Origin of the sequence: Nocardioides alkalitolerans, from assembly GCA_038184435.1 — a bacterium.
In the GTDB taxonomy this organism is placed as follows: Bacteria; Actinomycetota; Actinomycetes; order Propionibacteriales; family Nocardioidaceae; genus Nocardioides; species Nocardioides alkalitolerans_A.
In genome coordinates, this window is record CP116227.1 from 1,126,725 (window position 1) to 1,150,358 (window position 23,634).

Genomic DNA, 23,634 nt, shown 5'->3' on the forward strand with positions numbered 1-23,634 from the left:
GTTGTCAGTGGCTCGGCCTAACGTCGTGCCCATGAACTCACGTGGTGGCCGCCGGCCATCGAACGACTCGGGCCGGGCCCGGAGGGAAGGACACACCATGGCTGGTGCAGACCGCGGCAAGGCGCTCGACACGGCGCTCGCGAGCATCGAGAAGCAGTTCGGCAAGGGCTCCATCATGCGGCTGGGTGACGACACCCGGGCGCCGCTCGAGGTCATCCCCACCGGGTCCATCGCGCTCGACGTCGCGCTCGGCCTCGGTGGTCTCCCGCGTGGTCGCGTCGTGGAGATCTACGGTCCGGAGTCCTCCGGAAAGACGACGGTCGCGCTCCACGCGGTGGCGAGCGCCCAGCGCGCGGGCGGGATCGTGGCGTTCATCGACGCCGAGCACGCGCTCGACCCGGAGTACGCGAAGAACCTCGGCGTCGACACCGACGCCCTGCTCGTCTCGCAGCCCGACTCGGGCGAGCAGGCGCTCGAGATCGCCGACATGCTGGTGCGCTCCGGTGCCCTGTCCCTCATCGTCATCGACTCCGTCGCGGCGCTCGTGCCCAAGGCCGAGATCGAGGGCGAGATGGGTGACAGCCACGTCGGTCTCCAGGCCCGCCTCATGAGCCAGGCGCTCCGCAAGATGACCGGTGCCCTCAACGGCGCCAACACGACCGCGATCTTCATCAACCAGCTGCGCGAGAAGATCGGCGTCATGTTCGGCTCACCGGAGACCACGACGGGTGGTCGCGCGCTGAAGTTCTACTCCTCGGTCCGCCTCGACGTCCGTCGCATCGAGACGCTGAAGGACGGCACCGACATGGTCGGCAACCGCACCCGCGTCAAGGTCGTGAAGAACAAGGTGGCCCCGCCGTTCAAGCAGGCCGAGTTCGACATCATGTACGGCAAGGGCATCAGCCGCGAGGGCGGCCTGATCGACGTCGGCGTGGAGGCCGGCCTCGTCCGCAAGGCGGGTGCTTGGTACACCTACGACGGCGACCAGCTCGGCCAGGGCAAGGAGAACGCGCGCAACTTCCTGCGCGACAACCCCGACCTGGCCGACGAGCTCGAGAAGAAGATCCTCGAGAAGCTCGGTGTCGGCCCGCAGGTCGACCAGCCGGCCGAGCCGGTCGGCGTCGACGACTTCTGAGATGACGGCCCGAGCGGCCGGATCGCCTGGCGCCGGCGTCCCGGGGGACGACCCCTGGGCGCCGCCGCCGGAGGACGAGGCCGTCGCGGTCCCGGACGCGGACGTCGAGCAGGTGGCGCGGACGATCCTGCTCGACCAGCTGACGGGTCGCGCGCGCAGCCGCCAGGAGCTGGCGACGAAGCTCGCGTCGCGCGACGTCCCCGAGGAGGTCGCGCAGCGCCTGCTGGACCGCTTCGAGGAGGTCGGTCTCGTCGACGACGCCGCGTTCGCCCGCACGTGGGTGGAGGGTCGTCGCTCCGCCAAGGGGCTCGCCCGGCGGGCGTTGGCGCAGGAGCTGCGCCGCAAGGGCGTCGACGACGAGGTGGCCCGCGAGGCGCTCGCCGAGGTCGAGCCCGACGACGAGACCGAGACGGCGCGCGTGCTCGTGCGCAAGAAGCTGCGGTCGATGAGCAGCCTCGAGACGCCGGTGGCCACCCGACGCCTGGTCGGCATGCTGGCGCGCAAGGGGTATGCGCCGGGCACGGCCTACAGCGTCGTGCGCGAGGAGCTGGCCGCGCGCGGCGACGAGGTCGACGAGCTCGACGGCGCCGGCGAGACCGACTGAGTGCTGCACCGTCCCCGCGGGCCGGATGGGATAGTGGGCGGGTGGATCTCTCGCCCCTGCGGCTCCAGCCGGGTCCGGTGGACCTCGCGTCCCGCCCCACGTCCGGATGGCCCGGCTTCGACGGCGACAAGGCTGCGGGCAAGGAGGCCCTCGCCGCCGTGGCCGAGGAGCTCGCCGACCTCCAGGAACGTCTCGTCGCGACCGGCCGCTCCGCGGGCACCGAGGCGCCCAGCGTGCTGCTGGTCCTCCAGGGCATGGACACGTCGGGCAAGGGCGGCACGGTGCGCAAGGTGTTCGGCCTGCTCGACCCCCAGGGCATCCGGGTCGCCGCCTTCGGCGCACCGACGCCCGACGAGCTCCGTCACGACTTCCTGTGGCGCATCGCCCCGCGGCTCCCCGGCCCGGGTCAGGTCGGCGTCTTCGACCGGTCGCACTACGAGGACGTGCTGGCCGCCCGGGTGCGCTCCCTGGCGTCGCCGGAGGAGATCGAGCGGCGGTACGGCGCGATCAACGACTTCGAGACGGGCGTCCGTGCGGGTGGCACGCGCATCGTGAAGGTGCTGCTCCACATCTCGCCCGACGAGCAGAAGGCGCGTCTGCTCGCGCGGCTCGACGACCCGGCGAAGCACTGGAAGTTCTCGCCCGCCGACATCGACGACCGGGCGCTCTGGGCGGACTACCAGCGGGCCTACGAGATCGCCCTGGAGCGCACCCACAGCGAGCACGCACCGTGGTACGTCGTGCCCGCCGGCTCGAAGTGGTACCGCAACCTGGTCGTCGCCCAGCTGCTCCGCGACGAGCTGCGCTCGCTCGACCTGGGCTGGCCGGCGGCGTCGTTCGACCCCGACGAGCAGCGCCGCCGCCTCACCGAGCAGGACCCGCTCGCGTGATCCCCGTCCAGCAGGTGACGCGGTACGTCACGCCGCTCCGCGAGGGCGGCAGCCTCCCGGGTGTCGTCGAGGCTGACGACCTCGGCACCTACGTCTGCAAGTTCCGTGGTGCCGGGCAGGGGCTGCGGGTGCTCGTCGCCGAGGTGCTCGTCAGCGGCCTGGCCCGGCGGCTCGACCTCCGCACGCCGCGCCTGGTCGCGCTCGACCTCACGCTGGACCTCGCGCGCTACGAGGCCGACGAGGAGGTGCAGGACCTCCTCCGGGCCAGCGTCGGCCTCAACCTGGGCGTGGACTTCCTGCCCGGCGCGTTCGGCTTCGACCACGCCGAGCCGCAGGACGCGACGGCGGCGGCTCGGATCCTCTGGCTCGACGCCTTCACGGCCAACGTGGACCGCTCGTGGCGCAACCCCAACCTGTTGCGCTGGCACGGCGACGTCTGGGCCATCGACCACGGTGCGTCGCTCTACTTCCACCACGCCTGGGCCGGCGGCATCACCGACCCGGCCCGGTTCGCGGCCCAGCCGTGGAGCGTCGCCGACCACGTCTTCGCCGATCACGTCGCGGACCTGCCGGCCGTCGACGCCGCCGCCCGCGCCGTACTGGACGAGGACGCACTCGCGGCGATCGCCGCGGAGGTGCCCGACGAGTGGCTCGAGCCGGTCGCCGGCGCGGAGGACGCGGAGGCGGTGCGCGCGGCGTACGTGCGCTTCCTCACCGCCCGCCTCGGGTCCCGCTCCTGGCTCCCGGGGGTGGGGTCGTGAGCGCCGCGGTGCCGTACCAGTACGTGGTGCTGCGCTGCGTGCCGCGCGTCGACCGCGAGGAGTTCCTCAACGTCGGGGTGGTCCTCTACTGCGAGGAGGCGCGGTTCCTCGACGTCGCGTGGGCGGTGGACGAGGCCCGGCTCGGCGCCGCCTTCCCGTCGCTCGACCTCGCGGCGCTGTGCCGTTCGCTGGAGTTCGTGGCGGGCGTGTGCGCGGGGGACGATCGCGGTGGGTCGGCCGGGTCGCACCCGATCGGCACCCGCTTCGGGTTCCTGAAGGCCCCGCGCAGCACGGTGGTGCAGCCGGGCCCGGTCCACGGGGGCACCACGACCGACCCCGCCGCCGACCTCCGCCGCCTGCTGGCCCACGCCGTCTGACCCCCGGCCCTCCACCTGAGGTGGAGGGTGAGGGGGCAGCACTTTCCCCGGTCGACCGGGGAACACACCGCTTTGACCATCAAATTTGATGGTCAAAGCGGTCGGTTCCCCGGCTGACCGGGGAACCGACCGCTCGGTCCCTGTGGAAGGTGAGCGGGCTCAGACGGGGACGAGCTCGACGGCGCCGACGGCGTACCGCGCGAGGATCGTGCGGGCGACCTCGGGGTGGGCGCCGAGCGGGTCGGAGACCGCGACGGCGCCGGCCTCGAGCGCGAGCTCCGCCGACCGGTCGGCGAGGAAGCCGGGCGCGAGGAACAGCGAGGCGACGGCGATGTGGCGACGGCCCTCGGCGCGGAAGGCGCGGACGGCCTCGCCGGTGGCCGGGGGAGCGGTCGACGCGAACGCCGCGGTGACGGGCAGCTTGTGCCGGGCGCCCCAGACGCGGGCCAGACGGGCGACGGCCTGGTTGGCGAGCGCGTCGCTCGAGCCGGCGGCGGCGAGCACCAGGGCGTCGAGCTCCCGCACCCGGGCGGAGCGCAGCGCCGAGCGGAGGCGCTCGTCGAGGATCTGCAGGAACGCGGTCTCGAGGCCGAGGATGCCGGCGGCGCGGATGCGCAGGCCCTCGTGGCGGGCCGTGGCCTCCGCGACGGCGGCGGGGACGTCGACCTTCGCGTGGTAGGCGTCCGAGAGGAGCAGCGGCACGACCACGATCTCCTCGTGGCCGGCGCGGACCAGGCGGTCCACGACGGTGTGGAAGCCGGGCTTCGCCAGTTCGAGGAAAGCGGGCTCGATGCGCAGGTCGGGGCGCTGGGCCCGCACCTCGGCGACGAGGGCGTTGATGGTGGCGACCGATCGGGGGTCGCGGCTGCCGTGGGCGAGAGCGATGAGTGCAGGGGCGGCCATGACGGCCTCCTTCCTGGGGCTCCGGGCCGACACGGCCCGGTGGGGGTGGTGCTGAGGTCGAGGGGCGCGCTCGGTCCGGGTGAGCGCGCCGTGCAGGTGCGAGCTGTCGGCCGGAGCCGGCATCACATGTGGATGCCGCACTCCGTCTTGTTCGTGCCGGCCCAGCGACCGCTCCGGGGGTCGTCGCCGGGTGCGACACGACGCGTACACGGCCAACAGCCGATCGACGGGTAGTTGTCGTAGACGAGCGGGTTGACCAGCACGCCGTTCTCTGCGATGTAGGTGTCGACGTCCTCGTCGGTCCACCGTGCGATCGGGGAGACCTTGACCTTCTTCTTCTTCGCGTCCCAGCCGACGACCGGGGCGATGACGCGGTTCTTCGTCTCGGCGCGGCGCAGGCCGGTGGCCCAGGCGTCGTACCCGTCCAGGGAGGTGCGGAGCGGCTCCACCTTGCGGAGCGCGCAGCACAGGTCGGGGTCGCGCTTGAACAGCTCGGGGCCGTGCTCCGCGTCCTGCTCGGCGACGGTCTGCTTCGGCTCGATGGTGATGACGTTGACGTCCATCGTCGCGGCCACGGCGTCACGCGTGCCGATCGTCTCCGCGAAGTGGTAGCCCGTGTCGAGGAAGACCACGTCGATGCCGGGGGCCACCTTCGCCGCGAGGTGCGCGACCACCGCGTCACCCATGGAGGAGGTGATGCAGAACCGCTCGCCGAAGGTGGCGAACGCCCACTCGATGATGTGCTCGGCGGGCGCCACCTCCAGCTCGGCTCCGACGTGCTGCACGATCTCGCGCAGCTCCTCGGACGTGCGTCCGGCGGTCTCGCTGCCGCGGTTGGCGCGGGCGGCGCTGGTGGCGATCATGCGGAGGCTCCCTTCGAGGAGGTCGAGCCGACGCCGGCGGGGCGGGCGAGCTGGCCGACGTAGCGCAGGGTGAAAGCACGCAGGCAGGCGCGGCATTCCCACGCTCCGGCGGGGGAGGAGACCTGGCCCGTCGCGGGGTCGGTCACCTCGTGCGGCCGGAGGTCCTCGTCGGCGCAGTAGGGGCAGTGGTAGGGGGCGGCGCGCTCAGACACGGGCCACCTCCTTCTGCTCCGCACCGGACTGCTCGCCGCGCAGGCGGGCCTCGTCGGCGCGCACGACCCACGTCGCGAAGCTCTCGCCGGGCTCCCGCTCGTCGAGGTACGCCGTGACGACGGCCGTGATGTAGTCGTCGAGCCCCGCGCTGGTCACCTTGTGGGCGCGCAGCTTGCGGCCGAAGTTGGCGTTGAGGCCGGTCGCGCCGCCCAGGTGCACCTGGAAGCCCTCGACCTGCTCGCCGTGCTCGTCGAGCACGAGCTGGCCCTTGAGCCCGAAGTCGGCGACCTGCGTGCGTGCGCAGGCGTTGGGGCAGCCGTTGATGTTGACGGTGATCGGCACGTCGAGGTCCGGCACCCGCTGCTCCAGCGAGGCGATGAGGTCGCGGCCGCGGTCCTTGGTGTCGACGATGGCCAGCTTGCAGAACTCGATGCCGGTGCACGCCATCGTGTTCTGGCGCCAGTTGGACGGACGACCGTCCAGCCCGATGGCGGCCGCTGCGTCCAGGAACGCCTCCACCTGGTCGCCGTCGACGCCGAGCACGACGATCTTCTGGTACGCCGTCAGCCGCGCGCCGGCCGCGTCGTACTCCTCGACGAGGTCGCCGAGCGCGGTCAGGATCGTGCCGGAGACGCGGCCGACGGTCGGGGCCAGCCCGATGTAGAACTTGCCGTCCTTCTGGCGGTGCACGCCGATGTGGTCCGCGGGCCGCACGGGCACCTCGGGGGAGGGCGTGGAGACGAGCTCGCGCTTCAGGTACTCGGTCTCGAGCACCTCGCGGAACTTCTCCTTGCCCCAGTCGGCCAGCAGGAACTTCAGGCGGGCCTTCGAGCGCAGGCGGCGGTAGCCGTAGTCGCGGAAGATGCTGGCGACGCCCTCCCAGACGTCGGGCACCTCGTCCAGCGGGATCCACACGCCGAGCTTGTGGGCGAGCATCGGGTTGGTCGACAGGCCGCCACCGACCCACAGGTCGAAGCCGGGCCCGTGCTCCGGGTGCACCGTGCCGACGAAGGAGACGTCGTTGGTCTCGGGGGAGACGTCGTGGCCCGGGTGACCGGTGAGCGCGGTCTTGAACTTGCGGGGGAAGTTCGAGAAGGCGGGGTCGCCGATGTACCGGCGCTTGATCTCCTCCAGCGCGCTGGTGCCGTCGATGATCTCCTCCTCGGCGACACCGGCGACCGGCGAGCCGAGGAACGGACGGGGCGAATCGCCGCAGGCCTCGAGCGTGTCGAGCCCGGCCGCGTCGAGGATCTCCCAGATCGTCGGGACGTCCTCGACGCGGATCCAGTGGTACTGGATGTTCTCGCGGTCGGTGACGTCCGCCGTGTCGCGGGCGAACTCGGTGCCGACGCGGCCCAGGGCGCGCAGGGCGTCCGCCGAGAGCAGGGCGCCGTCGGAGCGGACGCGCATCATGAAGAAGCGGTCGTCGAGCTCCTCCTCCTCGAGCGTCGCCGTCTTGCCGCCGTCGAAGCCGGGCGCACGCTGCGTGTAGAGGCCCATCCAGCGGAAGCGGCCGCGCAGGTCGGCCGGGTCGATCGAGTCGAAGCCGCGCTTGGAGTAGATGTTGATGATCCGCGCCCGCACGTTGAGCGGGTTGTCGTCCTTCTTGGACTGCTCGTTCTTGTTCAGCGGCTCCGTGTAGCCGAGCGCCCACTGACCCTCGCCGCGCTTGCGGCGGGTGGTGGCGCGGGGGGCGGGAGTTGCCGGGGAGTTCACTGCAGTCTGTCCTTCGCGGGGGATGCCGGACCGCGGGCAGCGCTCACGCCGGTACGGCGCGGGGGGTGGTGGTCTGCCTGCGACCCGGGCGAGTTCGGGGTCGGTGCGCGCTCGGGCGACGGGGCGGGAGCGCGCGGACGAGGGGAGTCAGGAAGGCCAACACATGGAGCTGCGCGTACGCATGAGGTCCACGTGGCGTCGAACCACGAGGTACGCGTGCGTCGCAGCAGAGATCATGGGCAGGAGTCTCATCCTGCGGACGGCCTCCCCACAACCAGAGATCTCATGATGTGGGAATGGCGTCCACAATTCGAACAACCACCGCCGCGACCAGCGCTTTCGCCGGTGTCGTGAGGCCCAGGTCACAGTCCCGTGACCTCCGGGGGGCGCCTTGTCCGACGAATCGACGGTAGGTCACGGGCTCATTACGCTGACGCCCATGACCGACCTGATCAGCAGCACCTACTCCCAGGCTCTCGAGGTCATCGCCTCGGTGGAGCCGCGCGTCGCCGACGCCACCCGCGCCGAGCTGGCCGACCAGCGCGCGTCGCTCAAGCTCATCGCCTCGGAGAACTACGCCTCGCCGGCCGTGCTGCTGACGATGGGCACGTGGCTCAGCGACAAGTACGCCGAGGGCACGGTCGGTCACCGCTTCTACGCCGGTTGCCAGAACGTCGACACCGTCGAGTCCCTCGCGGCCGAGCACGCCCGCGAGCTGTTCGGCGCCGAGTACGCCTACGCGCAGCCGCACTCCGGCATCGACGCCAACCTCGTCGCCTTCTGGTCGATCCTGGCCCACCGCGTCGAGGGCCCGTGGCTGGAGAAGGCCGGGGCCAAGAACGTCAACGACCTCACCGAGGCCGACTGGGAGGAGCTCCGCAACGAGCTCGGCAACCAGCGCCTGCTCGGCATGAACCTGGACGCTGGTGGCCACCTGACCCACGGCTTCCGTCCCAACATCAGCGGCAAGATGTTCCACCAGCAGCAGTACGGGACGGACCCAGAGACGGGCCTGCTCGACTACGACGCGGTGCGGGCGAAGGCCAAGGAGTTCCAGCCGCTCATCCTCGTGGCCGGCTACTCGGCGTACCCCCGCCGCGTGAACTTCGCGAAGATGCGCGAGATCGCCGACGAGGTCGGCGCCACGCTCATGGTCGACATGGCGCACTTCGCCGGGCTCGTCGCCGGTGGCGTGTTCACCGGCGAGGAGAACCCGGTGCCCTACGCCCACGTCGTGACCACGACGACCCACAAGTCGCTGCGCGGCCCGCGCGGCGGCATGGTGCTCGCCACGGAGGAGTACGCCCCGAGCGTCGACCGCGGCTGCCCCATGGTGCTCGGCGGCCCGCTGCCGCACGTGATGGCCGCGAAGGCCGTGGCGCTGGCCGAGGCCCGCCGCCCGGAGTTCAAGACCTACGCCCAGCAGGTGGCCGACAACGCGCAGGCGCTCGCCGAGGGCTTCCTCAGCCGCGGTGCCACGCTCGTCACCGGCGGCACCGACAACCACCTGGTGCTCGTCGACGTGTCCTCCTTCGGTCTGACGGGTCGTCAGGCCGAGTCGGCCCTGCTCGACGCCGGCATCGTCACCAACCGCAACTCGGTGCCGGCCGACCCGAACGGCGCCTGGTACACCTCCGGCATCCGCCTCGGCACGCCGGCGCTCACCACCCGCGGCTTCGGCAAGGACGAGTTCGACCGGGTCGCCGACCTCGTCGTCGACGTCCTGCGCAACACCGAGGCCGGCACGACGAAGGCCGGCGCCGCGTCGAAGGCCTCCTACGTGCTCGCCGACGGCATCGCCGACAAGACGCACGCCGCGTCCGCCGAGCTGCTCGACAAGCACCCGCTCTACCCGGGCCTCGAGCTCGCCTGAGCCGGTCCGCCGGTGCCGCTGGCGGGGCGCTCAGCCCCGCCAGCGGTACTCGACCTCGGGCCGTCCCGTGCCGCCGTACCGGGGCGCCCGGTCCAGCCGGCCCGTGTCGGCGAGGTGCTCGAGGTAGCGCCGTACCGTGACCCGGGAGGCGCCGACCCGCTCGGCGACCTCGGTGGCCGACACCCCGGTGTCCGCGTCGCGCACCGCCTGCGTCACGTCGCGCAGCGTCTCGGCGCTCATGCCCTTCGGCACGCTCCCGGCGCTCGGTGAGCGCAGGGAGCCGAGCAGGCCGTCGACCTCCTCCTGGGCCACCTCACGTCCGGAGGACAGCGAGGCGCGGTAGGCGGCGTACTGCTGGAGCTTCGCCCGGAAGGTCGGGAAGGTGAACGGCTTCAACAGGTAGAGCACCACCCCGTGGGCCACGGCCTGCCGCACCACGTCCGCGTCGCGGGCCGAGGTCACCGCGATGACGTCGCACAGGTGACCCGCTGCGCGCATGCCGCGCACCAGGCCGAGACCGTGCCCGTCCGGCAGGTGCATGTCGAGGAGCACCAGGTCGATCTGCTCCCGGGACAGCGCCCGGGCCGCCTCCGCGGCGGAGCGGGCGACGGCGACGACCTCGAACCCGTCGACCCGGGCGACGTACGCCGCGTGCGCCTGCGCCGCGGTCGCCTCGTCCTCGACGACGAGCACCCGGACCGTCACGGCGCCACCGCCCGGGCGGGGGAGCCGGTCGGCGCCAGGTCCACCGTGAACGACGCACCGCCGAGCGGCGAGGCGCCCACGGCCACGTCGCCGCCGTGCCGGCGGGCCACCTGCGCGACGAGCGCGAGGCCGAGGCCCCGGCCCGGTCCCTGCGCGTCGGGCGAGGCCTTCGTCGACCAGCCGCGCTCGAAGGCGTGCACCGCCTCCTCCTCGCTGAGCCCGGGACCCGAGTCGTCGACGACCACCTGCAGGGTGCCGGCGCCGGTCGCGCCGGGGTGGAAGGCGACCCGTACGACGCGGTCCGCGCTCGCCGGCACCTCGGCCAGCGCGTCGAGCGCGTTGTCGACGAGGTTGCCCACGACGGTGACGATGTCGCGGGGCGGCACCGGGAGGTCCGCCGGCACGGCACCCTCGAGGCGCAGGTCGACGCCGCGCTCGGCCGCCTCGGCGGTCTTGCCGAGCAGCAGCGCGGCGAGCACGGGGTCCCCGGTGGCGGCCACGACGCGGTCGGTGAGGAGCTGGGCGACCTGGAGCTCCTCGGTGGCGAAGTCGACCGCCTCCTCGTGGCGACCCATCTCGACGAGGGAGACGACCGTGTGGAGCCGGTTGGCGGCCTCGTGGTTCTGCGCCCGGAGCGACTCCGACAACGCGCGCACGACGTCGAGCTCGCCGGTCACGTTCTGCAGGTCGGTGCGGTCGCGGAGGGTGACCACCGAGCCCACCGTCGCGTCGCGCCAGCGCGCGGGGGAGGAGCTGACGACCAGCACCTTGTCCCCGGTGACGTAGAGGTCGTCGCTCGCGACGCGTCCCCCGGCCACGGCCGCCACCAGGCCCGGCGGCAGGCCGAGCTCGCGCAGCGGCGTACCGACGACGCCGTCGCCGGGGAGGTCCAGCAGGCGGCGGGCCTCGTCGTTGACGAGGGAGACCCGGCCCCGGCCGTCGACGAGGAGCAGGCCCTCGCGCACGGCACCGAGGACGGCGGCGTAGTACTCGTACATCCGGGTCATCTCCCGCTCGCCCATGCCGTGGGTCTGGCGGCGCAGTCGCCGGGCGACCAGACCGGCGCCGACCAGGCCGACGCCGAGCACGGCGGCAGCAGTGAGCCCGATCCACACGAGGTCTCCCCGGACGGACTGGGAGATCCGGTCGATGCTCACACCGACCGCGACGAGCGCGACCACCTCGCTGTTGTCGCCCGCGGCGCCCCGGTCGAACACGGGCACGACGGCCCGGACGGAGGGGCCGAGCGTGCCGACGTACTCCTGCACGAAGACCCGCCCCTCCGGCGCGCCACCGACGTCGCCGACGAAGCGACGGCCCACCTCGGCGGGGTTGGGGTGCGTGAAGCGGACCCGGTCGAGGCCCATGATCGTCACGAAGTCGACGTCCGCGTCGTCCTGCACCTCCGAGGTCCACTGCTGCAGGGCGGCATTGGGGTCGTCGCCCACCACCGCGGCGGCCACGGCGGGGGAGTCGGCCAGTGCCTCGGCCACCGCGAGCGCCCGGTTCTCCGCGTTCTCCCGGCTGTCGGACCGGGCGTCGACGACGGCGAGCCCGACCGCGGCCGCGACCAGCACGAGCATGGCGACGACCTGGAGCGCCAGCACCTGGCCGGCGACCGATAGCTCGCGCCCCGAGCCGTCGTGCCGTCGCCGCGTCATGCGGCGCATTGTGCCCCACCACCGGACGTCGGGAGGTGTCCGGATGTGGTCGCGAACACAACGACCACAACGGTGACCGCGGTCACGAACGCGACGAGGGTGTGACCCACGTCCCCCTCACGCAGCGGGCCCAGACAGGAGTTCCACCATGAGCAGCAGCACCTCGGCGGCGCCGGCGCAGAAGCGCAAGAGCAACGCCCGCACCCACTACCTCTACATCGCGGTCATCGTGGCCGTGGCGCTCGGCATCCTGGTCGGCGCCGTGGTGCCCGACTTCGCCGTCGAGCTCGAGCCGATCGGCAAGGCGTTCGTCGCCCTCATCAAGATGATGATCCAGCCGATCATCTTCTGCACGATCGTCCTCGGCGTCGGCTCCATCCGCAGTGCTGCGAAGGTCGGCAAGGTCGGCGGCCTGGCCCTCGGCTACTTCATCGGCATGAGCACCTTCGCCCTGGCCATCGGCATGGCCGTCGGCAACTTCCTGCACCCGGGTGAGGGCCTCGTCGTCAACGACCAGGTCGCCGCGTCCGGTGCGGAGATCGCCAGCAACGCCTCGCACGGCAGCACGATGGAGTTCCTCGTCGGCATCATCCCGACGTCGCTCGTCTCGGCGCTGACCTCGGGCGAGGTGCTCCAGACGCTGTTCGTCGCGCTCCTCGTGGGCTTCGCGCTGCAGGCCATGGGCAAGGCGGGCGAGCCCATCATCAAGGGCGTCGGCCACATCCAGCGCCTGGTCTTCCGCATCCTCGCGATGATCATGTGGGCCGCCCCCGTCGGCGCGTTCGCCGCGATCGCCGCGGTCGTCGGCGCCACCGGCCTCGGTGCGCTCAAGTCGCTCGCGGTGCTGATGATCGGCTTCTACATCACCTGCGCGCTCTTCGTCTTCGTCGTGCTCGGCACGCTGCTCAAGGTCGCCGCCGGCATCAACATCTTCGCGCTGCTCAAGTACCTCGGCCGCGAGTTCCTCCTCATCGTCTCGACGTCGTCCTCCGAGTCGGCCCTGCCGCGCCTCATCGCCAAGATGGAGCACGCCGGCGTCGACAAGTCCACGGTCGGCGTGGTGGTCCCGACGGGCTACTCCTTCAACCTGGACGGCACCGCGATCTACCTGACGATGGCCTCGCTGTTCATCGCCTCCGCGATGGGCGACCCGCTGAGCATCGGCGAGCAGGTCTCGCTCCTCGTCTTCATGATGATCGCCTCCAAGGGTGCGGCGGGCGTCACCGGCGCCGGCATGGCGACCCTGGCCGGAGGCCTCAGCTCGCACCGCCCCGAGCTGGTCGACGGCGTCGGCCTCATCGTCGGCATCGACCGCTTCATGTCCGAGGCCCGCGCCGTCACCAACTTCGCCGGCAACGCCGTCGCCACGGTGCTCATCGGCCACTGGACCGGCGGCCTCGACCGCGAGCAGTACAAGGGCGCGATCTCGGGCGCCATCCCGTTCGACGAGTCGACCATGGTCGACGACCACGGCGCCACGGAGCCGGCCGACTCGCCCGACGACGAGGCCGCCCGCCTCGCCCAGGAGAAGGTGCTCAGCCGCGCCTGACCCCTCCTCTCCCCACGGGGACAGGCCCACGGGGCCCGGGACCGACACGATCGGTCCCGGGCCCCTTACGGTTTCCTGCATGACCGCGCCCACCGCTCCCGCTGCGGACCGGTCGGGCCGGTCGGGCCGGTCGGGCCGGTCGGGCCGGTCGGGCCGTGCGCGTCTCGTCCGGGCGCGGCACCTGCTGTGGCGCCTCGTGGTGACGACGGTGGGCGCCTGCCTGCGCAACCGGGTGACGGGCCTGGCGGCGGAGGCGGCGTTCTTCGCGATCCTGTCGGTGCCGCCCCTGGTCTTCGCGCTCGCCGGGGCGATCGGCTACGTCTCCGAGCACTTCTCCCAGGCGGAGGTCGAGGAGGTGCGTTCCTTCGTCATCGAGCTCTCGTCGCGGGCGCTGACGGACGCCGCCGTCGACCGGATCGTCGTGCCGACCATCGACGAGGTGCTCGAGGGCGGGCGCTTCGACGTCATCTCCATCGGCTTCGTGCTCGCCCTGTGGTCGGGGTCCCGGGCGCTCAACGTGTTCGTCGACACCATCACGATCATGCACGGCCTCGGCGGCAAGCGGGGGATCGTCGCGACGCGCGCCCTCTCGTTCGGGCTCTACCTGCTGGGCCTCGTCATCGGTGCGGTCACGCTGCCCCTCGTGGTGGCCGGTCCGACCCTCCTGGCCCGCCTCGCCCCGCCGCGCCTCGACTTCCTCCTGGGGTTCTACTGGCCGACGGTCCTGCTGCTCGGCATCTGCTTCCTCGCGACGCTCTACCACGTCGCCGTACCGGTGCGGACGAAGTGGACCTTCAACCTGCCCGGGGCCGTGTTCGCGCTCGCCTGCTGGGTCCTGGGCTCCGCCGCCCTGCGGTGGGGGCTCACGGTGACGTCGGCCGAGTCGAGCTCGATCTTCGGTCCGCTGGCCGCCCCCATCTACGTGCTGATCTGGCTCTACCTGCTCGCCATCGCCGTGCTGATCGGCGCCGCGGTGAACGCCGCGTTCGACGAGGTCTTCCCGCAGACGGTGACGGCGACGGCGCGGCGTGAGCTCGCCCGCCTGCTGCGCTCCCGGCGGGCCGCGACGGACGCCGGCGTGGGAGACTGACGCGCGTGTCGAACGTGCACCTTCCCCGGTCCGTGGTCGCCGTCGGAGCGCTCGTGTGCGTGGGTGGCGGCTACCTCCTGGGCGTCGTCGTGACCTCCGAGCCCACCGACCTCGTCCGTGCCGAGGTCGCGTCGTTCGACGCCGGCACCAACGAGCTCTGCCTGCGGGGCGGCGACCTCGCCGACCTCCCCGGCGCCGCGGGCGAGGACGTCCGGGGCGACGGCGACGACGCCGAGCTGTGCGGCTACTGGATGCGTCCCGAGGACGCGGCGACCCCGCGCGCCGGCGACGCCTTCGAGGTGACGGTCCGGCTGACCGACGACCCGCCGAGCGGGGACCGTGGTTCGTCGAACGTGCTCATCTACGGCGACCTGGTCGACTAGATTTCCCCCGTGCCCGACCGCCCCTCCCACGATTCCGCGGCCGCTGGTCGGGTCGCCCTCCCCGACCGGCAGCGCTCGCCGTGGTTCGAGCTGCTCAAGCGCCTGGGCGCCGCCGTCGGCATCCTCGTCGGCACCGTGCTGCTGGTGTACGTCGACCGCGAGGGCTACACCGACAACAACGACCCCACGCGGGCCGTCGACCTGGTCGACGCGCTCTACTACACGACGGTCACGCTGAGCACGACTGGGTACGGGGACATCGCCCCGGTCAGCACGCAGGCGCGGCTCGTCAACGCGTTCGTCATCACGCCCGCACGCGTCGGGTTCCTGGTGCTGCTCATCGGCACCACCCTGGAGGTCCTCGCCTCCCAGGGTCGCGAGATGTTCCGGGTCAACAGGTGGAGGAAGCGCATGGCCGAGCACGTCGTCGTCATCGGCTACGGCACGAAGGGCCGACGCGCCGTCGACACCCTGGTGCAGAACGGCTGGGACCGCGACGCCGTGGTGGTCGTCGACCCCCGCCAGACCGCGATGGACGACGCCCACGCCGACGGGTTGGCGATCGTGATCGGTGACGCCACCCGCCGCGACGTGCTCCGCCGGGCCCGGGTGGCGGAGGCCACCCAGGTCGTCATCACCACGGACCGCGACGACACCAACGTGCTCGCCACGCTCACGGTGCGCCAGCTCAACCCGGAGGCCTCCATCGTCACGGCCGTCCGCGAGCAGGAGAACGTGCCGCTGATGCGCCAGAGCGGCGCCGACTCCGTCATCACCTCGTCCGACGCCGTCGGTCGCCTCCTCGGCCTGTCGTCGCTGTCGCCGGCGCTGGGCTCCGTCATGGAGGACCTGCTCACGTACGGCGAGGGGCTGGAGGTCGCGGAGCGGGACCTGCTCGTGACGGAGGTCGGCAAGGCGCCCCAGTCGCTGCCCGACCAGGTGATCGCGGTCGTCCGGGACGAGCGCGTCTACCGCTACTTCGACCCGGTCGTCACCCAGCTGGCGCGCGGCGACCACCTCATCGTCGTCCGTCCTGCCCAGGAGCTGGCGTGGGCACCACGCCCCGGCACCCACGGCGAGGCGTCGGCGTCGGCGGAGGACTGAGCCCGTGGTGACCAGCGAGCAGGTCGCTCGTCCGCTCGTGCGTCCGCCCGACCACCTGGGCGTCCGGTGGCTGCCCCTGTGGGCCGTCCTGGTGGCGGGCCTGACGGTGCTCGGCCGGCTCACGGCGACCGACCCGGGCGCACCGTCGCTCGTGGTGCCGTCGGCCGGCGTCGCCGTGCTGTGGCTCCTGTCGCGCGGCGTCTCGATCGCCAGCCTCGACGGGCTGGCCCTCACCGCAGTCCTGCTGGCCGTCGCCGTGCTCTCCGGCCTGTCGTTCGTCGTGGGTCTCGCGCTGCTGCTCGGCGTCGTCATCCAGGTCGCCCTCACCGCCGCGCTGCTCCGCCGCTGGTGCCCGGAGACCTGGGGCGTCGACCGCGGAGGTGAGGCGGTCGCCAGCTCGCGCGACCTGCTCCGCCTCGTCGGTGCCACGGCAGCCGGGGGCCTGCTCGGCGGGCTCGTCGCCGTGGTGGGGCTGCTGGTCGAGGGCGCCGCGCCGGAACCGCTCGACGCCGGGCTGCTGGTGGGCCGTGCCGTGGCCGGCGGCGTCTTCGTGGTGCCGCCCGCGCTCGTCGTCGGTCGTGCCTGGGCCGCCCGGCGCGGGGACCGTGCCGACGGCCGGCCCGTCGACCAGCCCGTCGACCAGGGCGGTCCGGGGGAGCTGGCCGCCCTCGTCGTGGCCTCGGTGGCGCTCTACGGCGTCGCCTTCATCCCCGACTCGATCCCGCTCGCGTTCCCCCTCCTCATCGTCACCGGGTGGGTCGCGCTCCGCTTCTCGACCGCGACCGCGGCGGTGCACGGCGTGCTCGCCGGCATCACGGTCGTCGTGTGCACCCTCCAGGGCAGCGGCCCGTTCGCCGTCACGGACGACCCGCGCACGGGGGCGGTGCTCGCCCAGCTCTACGTGTGCGTCGTCATCGTCGCCGCGCTGACCCTCGGGGTCGGCCGTGACGAGCGACGCCAGCTGCTGCGCGAGGTGCGCCACGCCCAGGCCGACGCTCAGCGCCAGTTCTCCCTGATGCGCACGATGGTCGACACCATGCCGGAGGGCGTCCTCGTCCTGGAGGGCGAGGACCGAGTGCTGCTGCGCAACCCCGGCGCGTCCCTGACCGGCGAGGAGGGGTCCTACACGCTCCACGACCTGACGGGCCGGCCGCTGCCGCCCGAGCGGATGCCGTCGACCCGTGCCCTGCGCGGCGAGAACGTGGTGGAGCGGATCCTCGTGCGCCTGGCCGACGGCTCGACGGAGCTGCTCGTCGAGGTGACGGCCACGCCGCTGCCCCGCGACGAGGACCTCCCGCCCCGCGCCGTCGTCGTCGTCCGCGACGTCACCGCCGAGGAGCTGCAGCGCCGCGAGCTTGCCGCCTTCGCCGGTGTCGTCGCCCACGACCTCAAGAACCCCCTGGCCACGATCGACGGCTGGGTCGCCCTGCTCGCCAACGAGATCGAGGACGGGGACCCGGCCGACGGCGCCCTCGTGCGGCAGGTCGTGGACAAGGTGCAGTCCGCGTCGGGGCGCATGCAGAGCCTGATCCGCCACCTGCTGCAGCACGCGACCAGCCGTGACGCCGAGCTGCACGCGGTCGACATCGACATGACGGCGATGGTGCAGGACATCGTGGCCGGCCGGGAGGCCGGCGGCGCCGTCCGGGTCGAGACCCTGCCGGTCGTGCACGGCGACGAGAACATGTTGCGCCAGCTGTTCGAGAACCTCGTCGGCAACGCCCTGAAGTACGTGGTGCCCGGGGAGCCTGCCCGGGTCGTCGTCGACGGGCACGCCACCGAGGACGGCGCCGTGCTCCTCGCGGTCACCGACAACGGGGTCGGCATCCCGGACGACAGCAAGGACCTCGTGTTCCAGCAGTTCTACCGGGCCCACGCCTCGGCGTACTCCGGCACGGGGCTGGGGCTCGCCATCTGCCGTCGGATCGTCGACCGCCACCAGGGGGCCATCGCCGTGCGGGACAACCCCGCCGGGCGCGGCACCCGGATCGAGGTCGTGCTGCCGGGCGCGCGCGACGCCGCCGCGGGCTGACGGCCGCGGTTCAGCCGAGCTGGGCGAGCACCTCGGCCGGTACGTCGACGCGACCGGTCGTCGCCTCGAGGTCGGCCGTGGTCACGGAGGCCGCCTGCACGTAGGCCGGGGCGGTGCACGTCGGCACCTGGGTGCCGGAGCGTGTGTCACCCGGCAGGAGCAGGTTGAGCGTCCCGGTGACGGTCTCGCCGGCGGGCAGGGGGTCGCCGATGACGACGGTCGACCCCGCGGCGTAGTCGCCGATGGCGGGGCCCTCGGCGCAGACGAGGCCGAAGGTCGGCACCGCGCCCTCCACGTCGGTCGGGTTCTCAACCACGACCTCGGCGGACACCCACGGACCGCCGGTGTCGCCGCCGACCGTCATCGCGGTGACGGTGACGGAGAGGCCGTCCGGCAGCACGACCTCGTCGCCCACGCTCACCTCGGCGGCGTTCTCGGCGACGGGGTCGGAGGTCGCCGTTCCCGCGGCGTCGCCGTCCGCGTCGTCCGACCCCGAGCAGGCGGAGAGGGCGAGGGTGAGCGCGATGGTCCCGAGAGCGATCCGCTTCATGGCACGCGACCCTAGCGGCAGCGGTCCCCGGCGTCGGCGACGCCGGGGACCGCTGCGGGGCTCGGTGGGGGACCAGGGCGGTGGTCAGCCGGCCGCGGGAGCGATCTCGTTCGGCGTGACGTCGAGCTCCGTGCTCGCGACGACCTCACCGGTGGTGAGGTCGACCGCGTGGACGCTGTTCGCCGCGGGCTCCGTCACGTAGGCGATGTCACCCGAGACCTGGATGGCCGGGTGCGGGTCCTGCCACCCGACCGGCCCTTCCCACGGGGCGATGACGTCGTAGGTGTCGGTGAGCTCGCCGGTGGTCGGGTCGATCACGTGGATCGCGCCGTCGGTGGCGAGGACGTAGCCGAGGTCGCCGGGACCGCGCGCGAGGTCGCGGAAGGTGTACGACGCACCCTCGGGCAGCTCGACGACGTCGAGGGTGCCGGCCGCGGTGTCGATGAGCGTGACGGCGTCGAGGAGGTAGCCCTCGGCGTCGGGGTCGGTCTTGTAGTCGCCGAGCACGATCGGGCTGGTGTCGGTGGTGAACGCGTTGCCCATGCGGCCGTACGGCTGGTCGGGCGCGTCGAGCTTGGTGATCTCGCCGTCCCGGTAGACCAGCGCGCCGTCCTCGCAGCCGAAGACGACGGCCTCGCCCTGCGCGGTGCCCTCGCCGTGCACGCCGGGGCACTCGTCGTTGCGGGCGACGACCTCGCCGTCGGCGTCCCGGGCCTCGATGCCGGTGCGGCCGTCGGCGTTGCCGACGGTGGTCAGGAAGGTGCCGTCCTCGAGCACGATCGAGACGCCGTGGTGGGCCTCGACGCCGGGGACGGTCTCCGCCTCCGGCAGCTCCCCGGAGGCGACGGCGTCGGCGAGGGCCGCGGTCTCCACGATCGTCGTGTCGCTCGTGCCGTCGGCGTAGAGCACCGTCTTGTCGGCGTGCCGCACGACGTGGCCCGGGGTGTCGGCCGGGAAGACGAGGTCGGTGAGGGTCGCGCCCTCCGCGGTGCCGGCGCCCGTGTCGAGCACCTGGAAGCCGTCGGCGACGGTCACCATGACCGTGCGGCCGTCCCCCGACGGGTTGAGGCGGGTGAACTCCTCGGAGTCGAGCTCGGCGACGGTCTCGAGCGTGGTGCCGTCGAGCACGAGGATGCCGCCCTCGTGGGCGACGGCCAGGCGGGGCCCGGCGCTCCAGGTGGCCGCGGCCGACGCGGTGGTGCCGTCGTCGGACGGCGTGGCGTCGTCGGAGCCGGACGAGCAGGCGGCGAGCGTCGTCAGCGCCAGCGCGCTGGCGGCACCGAGGGCGGCCGCTCGGGGTCGGTGGAAGGTGCGCATCGAGTTCCTCTTCATCGGGTGGTGGGGAGTGGACGGGCGCTCAGGCGAGCGCCGCGGCGATGCGCTGCGTGTTGACGCGCATCATCGTCAGGTAGTCGGGGGCGCCGCCGTCCGCGGCGGTCAACGACTCGGTGTAGAGCTCGACGACCTCGACCCGCACGTCCGCCTCGCTCGCGAGGGCCTGCACGAGCCGGTCGGGGGAGGACGACTCCGCGAAGATCGCCGGCACGCCCGTCTCCTCGACGGCCTCGACGAGGTCGGACAGGTCGGAGGCGGAGGGCGCCGCCAGCGTGGTCCCGCCCGGGATGACCGCGCCGACGACCTCGAAGTCGAAGCGCTGCGCCAGGTAGCCGAACACGTGGTGGTTGGTGACCAGGGCACGGCGCTCGGCGGGGATGCCCGCGAACGCGTCCGCCATCTCGGTCTCCACCGCGGCCACGTCGGCCCGGTACGCCGCGACGTCGTCCGCGAGGCGGGCGGCGTCGATCCCGTCCACGTCGGCGAGCACGGGCTCGAGGGCGTCGAGCACGTCGAGGACGCGTCCGGGGTCGGTCCAGAAGTGCGGATCGGGGGTGCCGGAGGCGTCGCCCTCGGCGTACTCCAGCACCTCGACGGCGTCGCCGGCCACGAACGTCGCGACCCCGTCGTCGGCCGCGGCGTCGAGGTGCTGCTGGAGCCCCTCCTCGAGGCCCAGCCCGTTGGCGACGAGCAGGTCGGCCGAGCGCACCCGGGCGGCCTCCTGGGCGGAGATCTCGAAGGAGTGCGGGTCGGCGTCGGGCTTCATCAGGGTCAGCACCTCGGCCTGGTCGCCCACGACGTTCTCGACGACGTCGCCGAGGATGTTGGTGGAGACGACGATGAGCGGGCCGTCGTCGGAGCCCACGTCGCAGGCGGTCAGCGTGCTCGCCGCGAGGAGGGCGGCGGGGAGCAGGAGGTGGGTACGGCGCACGTCAGCGTCCTGTCTCGGCGGTGAAGAGGGGCTCGGTGTCGGTCGTGAAGGACCGCGCGACGCGGGCGCCGTCGGCGACGTCGATCTCGTGGAGCTGCCGCTCGACGGGCCCGGAGAGGTAGGTGCGCTGCTGGTCGGTGGTGAGCGCCGGGGACCGTCCGGCGGCGAGCGAGGCGGCCACCAGCGGCTCGGTCTCGGCGAGCACCGACCCGTCGGCCCCGTCGAGCACGAGCACCCGGCCGTCGGTCGTGAGGGCCACGACGTGCTCGTCCTCGTCGTCGACCGCGCTCACCTGCGCCAGGGGTGCCGGGGCGGGCAGCAGCGTCCAGGAGCGCTGGCGGGTGTCGAGCAGCCACACCCCGTCGGCGCCCGCGGGCCCGGCGAGCGCGGCGACCGTGGGCCGTCCCTCGCGGTTGGCGAACGAGGTGGCCGGGGCCGCCGTCGTACCCGCCGGGTAGGGGATGCGCTCGACCGTCAGCTCGTCGTCGACGACGGTGGCGAGGAGCGCCCCGTCGGCGCAGCCGACGACCGCGCCGACGCGCGTGGTGAGCGTGCCGGACGCGTCGGGGCACGGCTCCTCGAGACCGGTGGGCTCGCCGTCGGCGGTGTAGCCGCGCAGCGACCCGGCCGCCCCGGCCGACCCGGCCGCCCCGGCCGCCCCGGCCGCACCGGCTCCGCCGGGCGCCGTCACCAGCGCGAACGACCCGACCGGCACGACCATCCCGTCGTGCGGTTCGGTCTCCAGCCGGAACCGCTCGACGAGGTCGCCCTTCGAGAGCGCCTCGGTGTCGAGGAGGACCGCCTCGCCCGCGTCGGCGAAGTAGAGGCCCGTCCCCGAGGTCGTCGAGGAGTTCGTGGTGGCGACGGTCGCCGGGCCGTCGCCCTCCACCGTGCCGACCAGGCGCGGCTCGGCGCGGTAGTAGTGGAAGTGGTCGACGTGGTCCCAGGTCCACCGTCCGCTGTCGACGACCTCGACGCCCGCGTCGGTCTGCACGAAGAGGTAGCGGCCGTCGGTGGTCATGGCGCTCGGTGCGCCGACGGTGCCGATCTCGGTCGTGCTCTCGTCGAGCAGGTCGAGGTGCGTCACGGTGCCGGACGGGTCGACCGTCGTGAGGCCGAGCGGCGGTTCGGACACCTCGGCGGCGCCCGCGACGGCGCCGTGACCGGAGCCGCCGGGCGGGGCGACGTCGGCGTCGGAGCCGGCGGTGTCGTCGGCTGCGCAGCCGGCCGCGGTCAACGTCAGGGCGACGCCGAGGGCGAGGCGGTGGAGGGGGAGGGGCACGGGTTCCTCTCGTGGGACGGGAGCGGGACGGGTCAGGCGGGCGTGGGCGCGCGGGGCGTCTCGGTGCCAGGTGCCCGGGCGGGTGAGGCGCGCAGGGCGTCGACCCCGCGGCGTACCAGCCACGACACGCAGGCGATCGCGATGGCGGAGGCGGCGACGGAGGCGCCGGCGGCGGTGGCCGCGTGCCACGACACGAGGAGGCCCGTCGCGACGGCCACGGTCCCGAGCGCGGCGGCGAGCGCCATGCGGGTGGGGATGCGGACCGTCCAGTGGCCGGCGGCGACCGCGGGTGCGAGGAGCAGTCCGACGACGAGCAGGGAGCCGACGGCCTGGTACGACGCGACCACCGCCAGCGTCACGAGACCGACGAGCGCCGCCTGGGCGATCCGGGGGCGGAGCCCCAGCACCGCGGCGATCCGCGGGTCGATCGCGAGCGCCACGAGCGAGCGGTGGGCGAGCGTCGCGACCGTGACGCCGACGGCGGCCGCGCCGGCGAGCAGCACGACGTCGAGGGGCGCGATCGCGAGGATGTCGCCGAAGAGGATCGCGGTCGCGTCGGTGGCGAAGCTCCCCGCGTGGGAGATGACGATGACGCCGAGGGCGAGCATGGCGACGAAGAGCAGCCCGATGCTGGTGTCGTAGGACAGCGAGCCCCGGCGCTGCACCGCCCCGATGGCCAGGCTCATCACCACGGCGCTGAGGGCACCGCCGACGAGTGCCGGGGCGCCCAGCACCGTCGCGAGGGCGACGCCGGGCAGCATGCCGTGGGCCAGCGCCTCACCGAGGAAGGCCATGCCGCGCACGACCACCCAGGTGCCGACGACCCCGCACAGCACGGCGACGAGCGCACCGCCGACGAGGGCGCGCTGGAGGAACGCGAGCGAGAACGGCTCGAGGAGCGCGTCGGCGAGGAAGGTCACGGGCCGGGACCCTAGCCACAAGTGCGAATGATTATCAAAAGCGGTAGGGTGCGGTCGTGCGCTCTTCCCCCACCACCCCCGGTCCCGTCGTCCGGCTCCGCGACATCCGCGTCGACTTCGGCGACCGGACCGCCCTCCGGGACGTCGTGCTCGACCTGCACGCCGGCGCGGTGACGGTGGTGGCCGGGCCCAACGGAGCCGGCAAGTCGACGTTGCTCGAGGTCGTCGCGGGCACACGGGTGCCGACGCGCGGGTCGTGCTCGACCACCGGGGCGGCGGCCTTCGTGCCCCAGCGTGCCGGGGTCTCCGACCTCCTGCCGATCACCGTCCGCGACGTCGTCGCGGTCGGCACCTGGGGGCGGCTCGGGGCGTGGCGACGGGCGGACGCCGCCGCGCGGGCTGCCGTGGACGCGGCGCTGCGCCGGCTGGAGATCCGGGACCTGCAGCGGCGCCCGTACGCCGCGTTGTCCGGCGGTCAGCGCCAACGGGCCCTGCTGGCCCAGGGCATCGTGGCCCGCGCCGACCTGCTCCTCCTCGACGAGCCCACCACGGGTCTGGACGCCGCGAGCGGCGCCCGCATCCGGGCGGTGATGGCCGAGGAGGCGGCACGGGGGGCCGCGGTCGTGTGCGTCTCCCACGACCCCGCGGTCGTGGGCGCGGCGGACCGTGTCGTCACGCTGGCGGACGGCGCCGTGGTGGCGGACACCCTGCCCGCCGGGGGCGTGGCCCCAGCGCTACGGGGAGCGGCGCGCTGAGG

Annotated in this window: 23 protein-coding genes; 12 read left to right on the forward strand and 11 right to left on the reverse strand. The window is 73.3% G+C overall.

Annotated elements, in window-relative coordinates; translation table 11 throughout:
* Positions 1–97: 97 nt before the first annotated feature.
* The 5 genes from recA to PIR53_05480 are packed head-to-tail and all read left to right on the forward strand — an operon-like array spanning position 98 to position 3,767.
* Positions 98–1,135 carry a recombinase RecA gene (recA, locus tag PIR53_05460; GenBank protein ID WZH53445.1) on the forward strand — a complete coding sequence of 346 codons (1,038 nt, stop codon included), beginning with the start codon at positions 98–100 and terminating at the stop codon, positions 1,133–1,135.
* A gap of 1 nt (position 1,136) precedes the next feature.
* Positions 1,137–1,739: a regulatory protein RecX gene (locus tag PIR53_05465; protein ID WZH53446.1), complete on the forward strand. Its 603-nt coding sequence runs from the start codon at positions 1,137–1,139 to the stop codon at positions 1,737–1,739.
* 41 nt (positions 1,740–1,780) lie between these two features.
* Positions 1,781–2,629, forward strand: coding sequence for a polyphosphate kinase 2 family protein (locus PIR53_05470; protein ID WZH53447.1), 849 nt, complete (start codon positions 1,781–1,783; stop codon positions 2,627–2,629).
* The gene (locus tag PIR53_05475) at positions 2,626–3,390 is read left to right on the forward strand and encodes a hypothetical protein (GenBank protein ID WZH53448.1); all 765 of its coding nucleotides are present in this window, start codon (positions 2,626–2,628) and stop codon (positions 3,388–3,390) included. The genes PIR53_05470 and PIR53_05475 overlap by 4 nt, the downstream gene beginning before the upstream one ends.
* Positions 3,387–3,767 carry a DUF3037 domain-containing protein gene (locus tag PIR53_05480; protein ID WZH53449.1) on the forward strand — a complete coding sequence of 127 codons (381 nt, stop codon included), beginning with the start codon at positions 3,387–3,389 and terminating at the stop codon, positions 3,765–3,767. Before PIR53_05475 ends, PIR53_05480 begins: the two co-directional genes overlap by 4 nt.
* Before the next feature lie 159 nt (positions 3,768–3,926).
* Here the strand turns inward: PIR53_05480 and PIR53_05485 are convergent, their stop codons facing one another.
* The 4 genes from PIR53_05485 to PIR53_05500 all read right to left on the reverse strand — a co-directional run bounded on the left by PIR53_05485 (position 3,927) and on the right by PIR53_05500 (position 7,462).
* Positions 3,927–4,670 carry a sirohydrochlorin chelatase gene (locus PIR53_05485; protein WZH53450.1) on the reverse strand — a complete coding sequence of 248 codons (744 nt, stop codon included), beginning with the start codon at positions 4,668–4,670 and terminating at the stop codon, positions 3,927–3,929.
* Between the two features lie 122 nt (positions 4,671–4,792).
* A complete protein-coding gene (locus PIR53_05490; GenBank protein WZH53451.1) occupies positions 4,793–5,533 on the reverse strand; it encodes a phosphoadenylyl-sulfate reductase in 741 nt (246 codons plus the stop codon).
* Positions 5,530–5,745: a hypothetical protein gene (locus PIR53_05495; protein WZH53452.1), complete on the reverse strand. Its 216-nt coding sequence runs from the start codon at positions 5,743–5,745 to the stop codon at positions 5,530–5,532. Before PIR53_05495 ends, PIR53_05490 begins: the two co-directional genes overlap by 4 nt.
* Complete coding sequence (locus PIR53_05500; protein WZH53453.1) at positions 5,738–7,462, reverse strand: nitrite/sulfite reductase; 1,725 nt, start codon at positions 7,460–7,462, stop codon at positions 5,738–5,740. Before PIR53_05500 ends, PIR53_05495 begins: the two co-directional genes overlap by 8 nt.
* A 439-nt stretch (positions 7,463–7,901) precedes the next feature.
* Between PIR53_05500 and PIR53_05505 the strand changes: the two genes are divergently transcribed.
* Positions 7,902–9,335, forward strand: a complete 1,434-nt coding sequence (locus PIR53_05505) for a glycine hydroxymethyltransferase (GenBank protein ID WZH53454.1) — start codon at positions 7,902–7,904, stop codon at positions 9,333–9,335.
* Between the two features lie 30 nt (positions 9,336–9,365).
* Here PIR53_05505 and PIR53_05510 read toward each other — a convergent pair whose 3' ends face one another.
* Positions 9,366–10,040, reverse strand: coding sequence for a response regulator (locus PIR53_05510; protein ID WZH53455.1), 675 nt, complete (start codon positions 10,038–10,040; stop codon positions 9,366–9,368).
* Positions 10,037–11,701 (reverse strand): sensor histidine kinase, encoded by a 1,665-nt coding sequence (locus PIR53_05515; protein ID WZH53456.1) that lies wholly within the window; start codon positions 11,699–11,701, stop codon positions 10,037–10,039. The genes PIR53_05510 and PIR53_05515 overlap by 4 nt, the downstream gene beginning before the upstream one ends.
* 148 nt (positions 11,702–11,849) lie before the next feature.
* Between PIR53_05515 and PIR53_05520 the strand changes: the two genes are divergently transcribed.
* The 5 genes from PIR53_05520 to PIR53_05540 all read left to right on the forward strand — a co-directional run bounded on the left by PIR53_05520 (position 11,850) and on the right by PIR53_05540 (position 17,859).
* Positions 11,850–13,250: a cation:dicarboxylase symporter family transporter gene (locus tag PIR53_05520; protein ID WZH53457.1), complete on the forward strand. Its 1,401-nt coding sequence runs from the start codon at positions 11,850–11,852 to the stop codon at positions 13,248–13,250.
* A gap of 79 nt (positions 13,251–13,329) precedes the next feature.
* Positions 13,330–14,340 (forward strand): YihY/virulence factor BrkB family protein, encoded by a 1,011-nt coding sequence (locus tag PIR53_05525; protein ID WZH53458.1) that lies wholly within the window; start codon positions 13,330–13,332, stop codon positions 14,338–14,340.
* A gap of 5 nt (positions 14,341–14,345) precedes the next feature.
* Positions 14,346–14,723 carry a hypothetical protein gene (locus tag PIR53_05530; GenBank protein ID WZH53459.1) on the forward strand — a complete coding sequence of 126 codons (378 nt, stop codon included), beginning with the start codon at positions 14,346–14,348 and terminating at the stop codon, positions 14,721–14,723.
* 9 nt (positions 14,724–14,732) lie between these two features.
* Positions 14,733–15,827, forward strand: coding sequence for an NAD-binding protein (locus PIR53_05535; protein WZH53460.1), 1,095 nt, complete (start codon positions 14,733–14,735; stop codon positions 15,825–15,827).
* Between the two features lie 4 nt (positions 15,828–15,831).
* Positions 15,832–17,859 (forward strand): ATP-binding protein, encoded by a 2,028-nt coding sequence (locus PIR53_05540; protein WZH53461.1) that lies wholly within the window; start codon positions 15,832–15,834, stop codon positions 17,857–17,859.
* Between the two features lie 10 nt (positions 17,860–17,869).
* Here PIR53_05540 and PIR53_05545 read toward each other — a convergent pair whose 3' ends face one another.
* The 5 genes from PIR53_05545 to aztB all read right to left on the reverse strand — a co-directional run bounded on the left by PIR53_05545 (position 17,870) and on the right by aztB (position 22,877).
* A complete protein-coding gene (locus tag PIR53_05545; protein WZH53462.1) occupies positions 17,870–18,409 on the reverse strand; it encodes a hypothetical protein in 540 nt (179 codons plus the stop codon).
* An 84-nt stretch (positions 18,410–18,493) separates the two neighbouring features.
* Positions 18,494–19,726, reverse strand: coding sequence for a zinc metallochaperone AztD (gene aztD / locus PIR53_05550; GenBank protein ID WZH53463.1), 1,233 nt, complete (start codon positions 19,724–19,726; stop codon positions 18,494–18,496).
* Positions 19,727–19,766: 40 nt separating this feature from the next.
* Positions 19,767–20,675: a zinc ABC transporter substrate-binding protein AztC gene (aztC, locus tag PIR53_05555; protein ID WZH53464.1), complete on the reverse strand. Its 909-nt coding sequence runs from the start codon at positions 20,673–20,675 to the stop codon at positions 19,767–19,769.
* A 1-nt stretch (position 20,676) separates the two neighbouring features.
* Positions 20,677–21,957 (reverse strand): ABC transporter, encoded by a 1,281-nt coding sequence (locus PIR53_05560; protein ID WZH53465.1) that lies wholly within the window; start codon positions 21,955–21,957, stop codon positions 20,677–20,679.
* Between the two features lie 32 nt (positions 21,958–21,989).
* Positions 21,990–22,877 (reverse strand): zinc ABC transporter permease AztB, encoded by an 888-nt coding sequence (gene aztB, locus PIR53_05565; GenBank protein WZH53466.1) that lies wholly within the window; start codon positions 22,875–22,877, stop codon positions 21,990–21,992.
* A 56-nt stretch (positions 22,878–22,933) separates the two neighbouring features.
* Here aztB and aztA point away from each other — a divergent pair, with 56 nt between their 5' ends.
* Complete coding sequence (gene aztA / locus PIR53_05570; GenBank protein WZH53467.1) at positions 22,934–23,632, forward strand: zinc ABC transporter ATP-binding protein AztA; 699 nt, start codon at positions 22,934–22,936, stop codon at positions 23,630–23,632.
* Positions 23,633–23,634 lie beyond the last annotated feature (2 nt).